This window comes from Streptomyces sp. NPDC055287 (assembly GCF_053646035.1).
In genome coordinates this window covers 98400-105202 of sequence record NZ_JBSHNE010000021.1, presented here as the reverse complement: position 1 = coordinate 105202, position 6803 = coordinate 98400, and the positions used below count along the sequence as shown (strand labels likewise).

The 6803-nt window shown below is 68.9% G+C and carries 8 protein-coding genes and 2 pseudogenes; 7 read left to right on the top strand and 3 right to left on the bottom strand.

Features of this window, described 5'->3' with window-relative positions; genetic code table 11:
• Nucleotides 1–595: 595 nt before the first annotated feature.
• From ACWIHY_RS27375 to ACWIHY_RS27365, 3 genes are all read right to left on the bottom strand, one after another.
• Nucleotides 596–886, bottom strand: coding sequence for a hypothetical protein (locus ACWIHY_RS27375; RefSeq protein ID WP_454378333.1), 291 nt, complete (start codon nucleotides 884–886; stop codon nucleotides 596–598).
• A gap of 76 nt (nucleotides 887–962) precedes the next feature.
• A complete protein-coding gene (locus ACWIHY_RS27370) occupies nucleotides 963–1844 on the bottom strand; it encodes an LLM class flavin-dependent oxidoreductase (protein ID WP_454378332.1) in 882 nt (293 codons plus the stop codon).
• The gene (locus tag ACWIHY_RS27365) at nucleotides 1841–2767 is read right to left on the bottom strand and encodes an NmrA/HSCARG family protein (protein ID WP_454378331.1); all 927 of its coding nucleotides are present in this window, start codon (nucleotides 2765–2767) and stop codon (nucleotides 1841–1843) included. Before ACWIHY_RS27365 ends, ACWIHY_RS27370 begins: the two co-directional genes overlap by 4 nt.
• 119 nt (nucleotides 2768–2886) lie before the next feature.
• Between ACWIHY_RS27365 and ACWIHY_RS27360 the strand changes: the two genes are divergently transcribed.
• From ACWIHY_RS27360 to ACWIHY_RS27330, 7 genes and pseudogenes are all read left to right on the top strand, one after another.
• On the top strand, nucleotides 2887–3462 hold the full coding sequence (locus ACWIHY_RS27360) for a TetR/AcrR family transcriptional regulator (RefSeq protein WP_454378330.1): 576 nt from the start codon (nucleotides 2887–2889) through the stop codon (nucleotides 3460–3462).
• Between the two features lie 103 nt (nucleotides 3463–3565).
• Nucleotides 3566–3787, top strand: a pseudogene (locus tag ACWIHY_RS27355) (zinc finger domain-containing protein); the annotation flags it as partial.
• The gene (locus ACWIHY_RS27350) at nucleotides 3788–4294 is read left to right on the top strand and encodes a recombinase family protein (protein WP_454378339.1); all 507 of its coding nucleotides are present in this window, start codon (nucleotides 3788–3790) and stop codon (nucleotides 4292–4294) included.
• 63 nt (nucleotides 4295–4357) lie between these two features.
• Nucleotides 4358–4612 carry a hypothetical protein gene (locus ACWIHY_RS27345; protein WP_454378329.1) on the top strand — a complete coding sequence of 85 codons (255 nt, stop codon included), beginning with the start codon at nucleotides 4358–4360 and terminating at the stop codon, nucleotides 4610–4612.
• Between the two features lie 499 nt (nucleotides 4613–5111).
• Nucleotides 5112–5306 (top strand): annotated as a pseudogene (locus ACWIHY_RS27340) (VOC family protein); the annotation flags it as partial.
• Entirely contained in the window at nucleotides 5275–5808 is a 534-nt protein-coding gene (locus ACWIHY_RS27335) for a DUF559 domain-containing protein (RefSeq protein ID WP_454378328.1), read from the top strand. The pseudogene ACWIHY_RS27340 and the gene ACWIHY_RS27335, both read left to right, overlap by 32 nt.
• Nucleotides 5809–6068: 260 nt before the next feature.
• Nucleotides 6069–6680, top strand: a complete 612-nt coding sequence (locus tag ACWIHY_RS27330; protein ID WP_454378327.1) for a hypothetical protein — start codon at nucleotides 6069–6071, stop codon at nucleotides 6678–6680.
• Nucleotides 6681–6803 lie beyond the last annotated feature (123 nt).

Genomic DNA, 6803 nt, shown 5'->3' with positions numbered 1-6803 from the left:
GCGTCGTTCTTGCGGCCCTCCATGCCCGGGTCCTCAGCCAATCCGACGAGCCCCACAAGAAGATCAAGACGACGTGTTAATGATCTGCAAGCCCTTAGGTCGCCGGATGTGGGACCGTCCCGGCCGGGACGCGGTCGTTGCCGCCTGAGCCGTGGTGGCGACAACGGTGTAGGGCACTGCGGCGGCATCGGTGGTGGCGCTGGCGCAGGCTGCGCAGGCGTCGGTGAGTCGCCAGATCCGTCCGCCAGATGCCCGAATGAGGATGAGCAGTATGGGGCCGGCGCAACCGCGGTGGCGGGAGTGCCAGCGGCAGCCGTGTTCGTGGCACTGGCATGTCCGCAAGTGGAGGGGCAGGGGCGCACTGCGGGCGTGGCGGGCCAGGTGTGTCGTCGCTCAGATTTTCGGAGTCGTTGCTGTGGCTGCGAGCTGGGGTTTCTCAGCTTTTCTGGGTGGTCTTCGTGGTGGCTCGGGGTGCTGGGAGTGTGGGGTTGAGCGGGGCAGCGGCTGTTTGACCTGCGCGTATGTGGTGTGTGCAGGTTGATCGAGCGTGGTGCAGTTTCTGCGGGCCGCTATTGGGATGCTGTGTGGTGCGCCGTCAGGTGGTGTCGGGGTTGGTGAGTTCGTCGTGGGTGAGGGTGACGCGGGTGGCTTTGCCGGCTTTGCTGGCGGTGGTGGTGGGTGGCAGGACGCGGACGTGGATGAAGTAGACGCGGACGCCGGAGAGTTCGGTGTAGGGGGGCCAGGCTCCGGGGGTTTCATGGGCCGCGTCCAGTTCAACCTCGCGGCCCGCGGACCGGGCGAGGGGCTGTGGTCTCTGCACGACCCGGACGCGGTCGAACTGGACGAGGACGAGGATGGCACGACAGATGAGGCTCGCCCTCGTCATCAGCAGTCCTGAGCTGGCGCGGCGACGGCTTTCAGGATTCCCCACAAGCGCCGTGTTCCTGTATGGGTGTACCGGGTTAGACGGGGAGGTGCATGGCGAGTTGCTCCCACTGCCGTACGGACGGGGCGCCGGGTGTGGTGGTCACAAGGTGGAGACTGACGTGGTCGGCTCCGGCGTCGAAGTGCTCTTGGACACGGTGGGCGATGTCCTCGGCACGGCCGTGGGCCACCAGCGCGTCGACCAGCTGGCTGTCGACCGCGTCCGGGGTCTCGTGTCCAAGTCCTCGCAGCAGGTCGCGGCGGTTCGGCAGGGCGGCCGCGGCCGTGGAGCGTGCCAGGTCGGCGGTGTCCGCGCGGTCGTGGCTGAGCACGCACAGCTGGGTGATGGCCAACAGGCCGTCGTCTTCGAGGACGGTCCTGGCGGTGCGGGTGTACTCGACGGGCATGCCCAGCACCGTTGCGCCCCGGGCGCGTTCGGCGGCGAGGGCGAGCATGCCGGGGTCCAGGGCGGCGAGCACGCGGTTCGGTGAGGCGGCCGTGCCGGGCGGCCCGAACGGGGCGGCGTCCAGTGCGTCGAGGTAGGTGCGCATGGTGGCCAGAGCCGGGCCGAAGCGGTGGCCGCGGATGTCCTGGGCCAGGCTGGGGTGGCTCTCCCACAGACCGAGCAGGAACCGGGTGGGGAACGCGTCCTCCAGGGTGCGTTGCGCGGCGGCGGTCGTGACCGGGTCCCGGGCGTAGATGTCGGTCATGCCGGAGGCCACGGTGATGTGCCCGGTGGCCGCCAGGAGGATCGCGGCCTGTGCCATGGCCTCCCGGCCCGTGGTCTCGGGGAACCACAGGGTGCCGAAGCCGAGGTTCTCGACCGCTGCGGCCGCCTTGCGGATCTCGGGTGCGGAGAGGTGGTCGAAGTCCCCCGCCCAGATCCCGACACGCCCGAGGCTGTGAGTGCGGGCGCTCATGCGTCCTGCCCGGCTGTGCGCGTGGAGTCGAGGAACGCGTCGATCTGGGACGCGCCGGTGCGCTGCAGCCAGGTACGGAGGTCCATCGCGCCGGGGTAGATCTTCCGGGTGGCGGGGATGTCCGCGCGGTAGCCACGTTCGTTGAGCCACTCGTTGGCGTAGGCGAAGTCTTCACTCAGGGCCCGGATCGCGTCGATCGGGATCTGGACGTAGGGCAGCGGTATGCCGAGCGCCTTCCCGATGGCCGCGGCGATCTGGACCGGCGTGAGTTCGTCCCCGGCCAGGGAGACGGCCCGGCCGATCCACTCCTCGGGACGGGAGAACGCCAGCGCGGTGACGGCGCCGACGTCGTCGACGGCCATGATCTGCTGGGGGACCTCCGGAGCGAGCCCGGTGGACAGGTGCCCGTTCCGCAGCGCGTATCCGCCGGTGAAGTTCTCCATGAAGGACACCGGCCGCAGGATGGTCGCGGGCAGGCCGATCCCGGCGATGTGCTGCTCGATCCGCCACTTGCTGACCAGGTTCACCGGCAGCTTCTCCTCAAGGTGCCGGTCCGCTTCGGCGACCGAGGTGAAGACGAAATGCCCGATGCCCGCGGCGTGCGCGGCCTCGGCGACGTTCACTCCCCAGCGCACCTCGTCGTCGGCGGTGAAGTCCGGCGCGGTGCCGGGCGAGCCGACGGTGGGCTGGACGCTGAACAAGCCCCAGGCACCCTCGGCCGCGGCGGCCAGGGAGTCGACGTCCTCCATCTGCGTCCGCACCACCTGTGCGCCGGCCCGCGACAGCGCCGTGGCCTGCGGCCCGTCCGGGTCGCGCGTCAGTGCGCGCACCTGCCAGCCGTCGCGGAGCAGGTGATGTGTCACGGCCCTGCCCTGCAGGCCGGTCGCACCCGCCACCACGACGGTCTTCTGCGTCAGCTTCACGTTTTTCTCCATCGCGTCCGTGCGGAAGGGGAGCCATTCCCTTAAGTGGGGTGGCCCTCCGTTTCTCGTTCGCTACGATATGGAGGACCACCCCACTTATCAAGCTGCCAGGAGCACCCATGCCGAAGGGCGCCGCCCAACCCCGCCGACCGATGCGTGCCGACGCCCGCCGCAACCTCGAGAAGATCGTGGCTGCCGCCGGGGCTCTGATCGCCGAGCATGGCGCCGACGCCTCCCTGGAGGAGGTCGCACGCCGCGCCGGAGTTGGCTCGGCCACGCTGCACCGCCACTTCCCCTCCCGACAGACACTCCTGGAGGCGGTCTTCAAGGGTCGAGTGGAGACCTTGTGCGCGACGGCGGATGCACTTCTCGCCGAACCCGACCCGGGCCAGGCGCTGTCCACCTGGCTTCGCGCCGTCGGCGCGCACGCCGTGGCCAACCGCGGACTGGGGGCGTCGCTGATGCGCGAAGGAGACCCAGCGCTGGGCGAGACCTGTCACGACATGATCACCACCGCCGGAGACGCCCTCCTTTCGCACGCCCGAGCGGCGGGTGTCGTGCGGTCCGGGATCACCATCACCCAGCTGCTGAAGCTCGTCGGCGCCATCGCACTGGCTACCGAGCAGGACGCCGACGGCCCGGCCGAGGCCGACCTCCTGCTCGCGATCGCCATCGACGGCGTACGCACAGGCTGACCGAGGCTCTCACAAACGACCATTTCCCGGAGCGAGATCGGAAACGGTCGGCGACAGCGGTCCGGATCGCGGATTCACTGTCACAACTCGTTCTCACTCAAAAATGGAACCAGGCATGTTCTGGGAAATGTTTGTGACAGCACTCGGGATCATGACGGACCCTCACACCGCACCCGTGTCCGAAGCGGACGACGTTGAGCGCCACTCCTGCCCACGCTGTAACGCATCGCCAGGCTCACCCTGCCGCTCGCGCTCCGGAGTCGTCGCCGGTACCTACCACACCGGCCGCTTCACGAAGGTGCCCCGGCTCGCGAAACTCCTGCGTGTGCCCACCCCCTCCGACCGCGGCCCCGGCCAGCCGTGGCGGCCCGGCACCCCGGCGCCCGCGCCCATCGACCCGGACACTCCGACCGCAGACATCCGCATCGGGTACGCGAGGTGCTCCAGCCTCACCCAGGAACTCCAGTCGCAGCTCGACGCGCTCGCCGGACACGGCATCCCGCGGGACAAGATCTTCGCCGAGAAGATCAGCACCCGGGTGCGGGTCCGGCCACAGTTCGAGGCCGCGCTCGCCGCCGCGAGGGAGGTCAAGGCCCATGCCCCGCACTGCCGCGTCATCTTCACAGTGAACGAGATGAAGCGTCTGGGACGCGACGCCGCAGAGCTGACAGCCCTGGCCGATCACCTCACCGCGCACGGCCTGGTGCTGGTGATGCTCGCCGGTCCCCTTCAGGGGATGTACGACCCCAGCGGGCCGGGCCGTCTGCTGTTCGGGTTCTTCGCGGCGATGGCGGAGACGGAGCGGGAGAACATCCGGGAGTCCACCCTCTAAGGGCTGGACGCCGCGGCCCGCAAGGGAAACCACGGCGGCCGGCCCCCGGTCATCACCGACGACATGCTGCAGACCGTGCTCCGCCGCCGCGCGAACGGCGAGACCGTCGAGGACATCCAGCCCGACCTGCTCATCCCCACCGGCCGCCGCAGGGGACAGAGCCCCAGCCTCTCCAGCATTTACCGGGCGCTGGCCGAGCACGAGAAGATCCAGGCGTACCCAGAGGCAGTCGAGACGGCACACGCCGACTTCGCCGCCCTTCAACAGCACGAGCGCAGCCCGCGTAGTTGCTCAGCGCTACACGCCACCTGGCCGTAGTTATACGAGAACAGGGCCAACGCAGGCTGGCAGCCGGGAGTGCGGCGACGCGGTTCTCGTACTCGCGGCGGCCTTGCGCTGAGCCGGGACTGCCGCGGTGCCGTCGAGGGGCTGGCAGCAGTCGAGGAGTTGGCGGTGGACCGCGGGCACGGCGGTGATGCGCAAGGTGTAGCCCTGGCCGCGCCGATCTGCGCCGCCGTCGGGCCCCGGAAAGTCCGGGTTCATTGGACGCTCGCCGCGCCTGTCGTCATTCGTTCGTTTTCCGACACTCGAACGATGATGCCCGTGGTGCAAGCCAGGGTGGGGGAGGGTGATACATCGGAACGAAAGACCGGCGTTAAGCCTCCGTTGCCCCTGGAGGGCGGCTGACGGGGCATCGGGTGCACCGTCGCGGGAAGCGAGTGTGCTCCGCGTGACATGCCCGTGAACGTCCGGGCGTGTCCGGATCGATCAGGATTCGAGAAGCGCGGTTCACGGAGCCGCCTCTAGCCTGCTCACCATGGACATCACCATTCACACGACTTCCCTTCCGCACGACGACCCGGACGCGTCGCTCGCCTTCTACCGCGACGTCCTCGGCTTCGAGGTCCGCAGCGATGTCGGGCAGGGCAGGATGCGCTGGATCACGGTCGGCCCGGCCGGTCAGCCGGGCACGTCGATCCTTGAACGGGCTCCTCTGGAGCGACCTGCTGTCCTGGTGGCAGGAGACCCGCAACATCAAAAACACTGAGACGGCCAGCCACTCCCTCTACCGCCGCATGCAGGCTTCCCTGCCACGTGAATCCGCAGGCCGGAAGAACCTGTTCTGGCTCTACCACAACCTCTACAAGAGCCAACTGCACGATGTACCTGCTCTCCTGCCAGAGATATGGGTGCACTGGGATCCCAAGACCGTCCGCGAGCGCAGGGAACGCGCCATGCAGAACCTCCGCATGGACTTCCTCATGCTGCTGCCCGCGAACCGCCGCGTGGTGATGGAAGTCGACGGCATGCAGCACTGCACGCGCGACGGCGGAGCCGTACCCGACAGCGCAAAGTACGCCGCGACCATGGGCGGCGACCGCGACCTGAAGTTCCGCGGATACGAGGTGTTCCGCTTCGGCCACGACGAACTGCGCGACCGTGATCGCGCTCGGCTCGTGCTCACCGACTTACTTCGGACGCTCCTGGGTCGCACACCTGACAGATGTCCGTAGCTCATCTACTCGCGATGAGTGCCCCCTGCCTCAGCACCGAGGCAGGGGGCACCGGATTGGCGCCTGGTGTAGCCAAAAGGCCGTTGGCGCGGAGGGCTCATGCGCCGGCACCCCGGGCCGGTGGCTCCGCGGCCCGGGTGTGGCCCCCTTGCCGGGGGGTGATCCTTCTCTGGCAGGATGGCCGCAGATCGTGGGTCCGGTCGTGCGGGCTAGTTGTCCCGGCCGGGCAACGGGGACATTCAACGGGAAAAGTGGGAAACATGCGTACGTGGACTCGTTCTGTACCGGCGGCGATGGGTGCTCTGGCGCTGGCCTTGGCGCTGACCGGCTGCAACGACTTGGGTTCGGGCAAGAGGGGCGGCTCCGGCTCACAATCGTCCGGCTCGGGGTCGGACGCGTCGGGCGGCAAGAAGAAGTTCCGCCTGGGTGAGGCCAGCCCGGAGCAGGAAAGCAGCATGCAGAAGTCGAAGGATGGCAAGTACACGGTCACACCGACCAAGGTGCAGATGGGCACCACGGCCGACATGGACAACTCCGGGCTGGAGAAGGACAAGAAGGACGGTCCGCAGGTTCCCGTCTACGTCTGGTCGACGCTCACCCACAAGAGCGGCACGGCCATGGAGGTCGGGGACATGGACGACGACCTGGTCGTCAAGACGGACGGGGGCTGGCGCACCCGCGCCCTCCTCGTCCTGATGGGCGACGCGAAGTGGCCCAACTGCCCGGCCCCGGACACGGAGAAGAAGCTGAGCGTGGGGCAGTCGGAGAAGATCTGCACCGCATTCCTCGTGCCCGAGGGCCAGAAGGCCGCCGCGGTGGAGCTGACCCAGGGCTTCCACGGCGAGCCACTGGAGTGGCCCGTCACCAACTGACCGGCCCGTATGCGGACATGAGCGTCGGCGCGGGGCCCCCCCCCGGGGGGGGGGGGCCCCCCCCCCGCGGCCCCCCCCCCCCCGCCCCGGCCACAACCACAACGGGGGGGGGGTTTAAAAAAA

Coding starts and splice junctions, on each gene's coding strand:
- ACWIHY_RS27375 (WP_454378333.1), bottom strand. CDS start 886: ATGACGAGGGCGAGCCTCATCTGTCGTGCCATCCTCGTCCTCGTCCAG.
- ACWIHY_RS27370 (WP_454378332.1), bottom strand. CDS start 1,844: ATGAGCGCCCGCACTCACAGCCTCGGGCGTGTCGGGATCTGGGCGGGG.
- ACWIHY_RS27360 (WP_454378330.1), top strand. CDS start 2,887: ATGCCGAAGGGCGCCGCCCAACCCCGCCGACCGATGCGTGCCGACGCC.
- ACWIHY_RS27345 (WP_454378329.1), top strand. CDS start 4,358: ATGCTGCAGACCGTGCTCCGCCGCCGCGCGAACGGCGAGACCGTCGAG.
- ACWIHY_RS27330 (WP_454378327.1), top strand. CDS start 6,069: ATGCGTACGTGGACTCGTTCTGTACCGGCGGCGATGGGTGCTCTGGCG.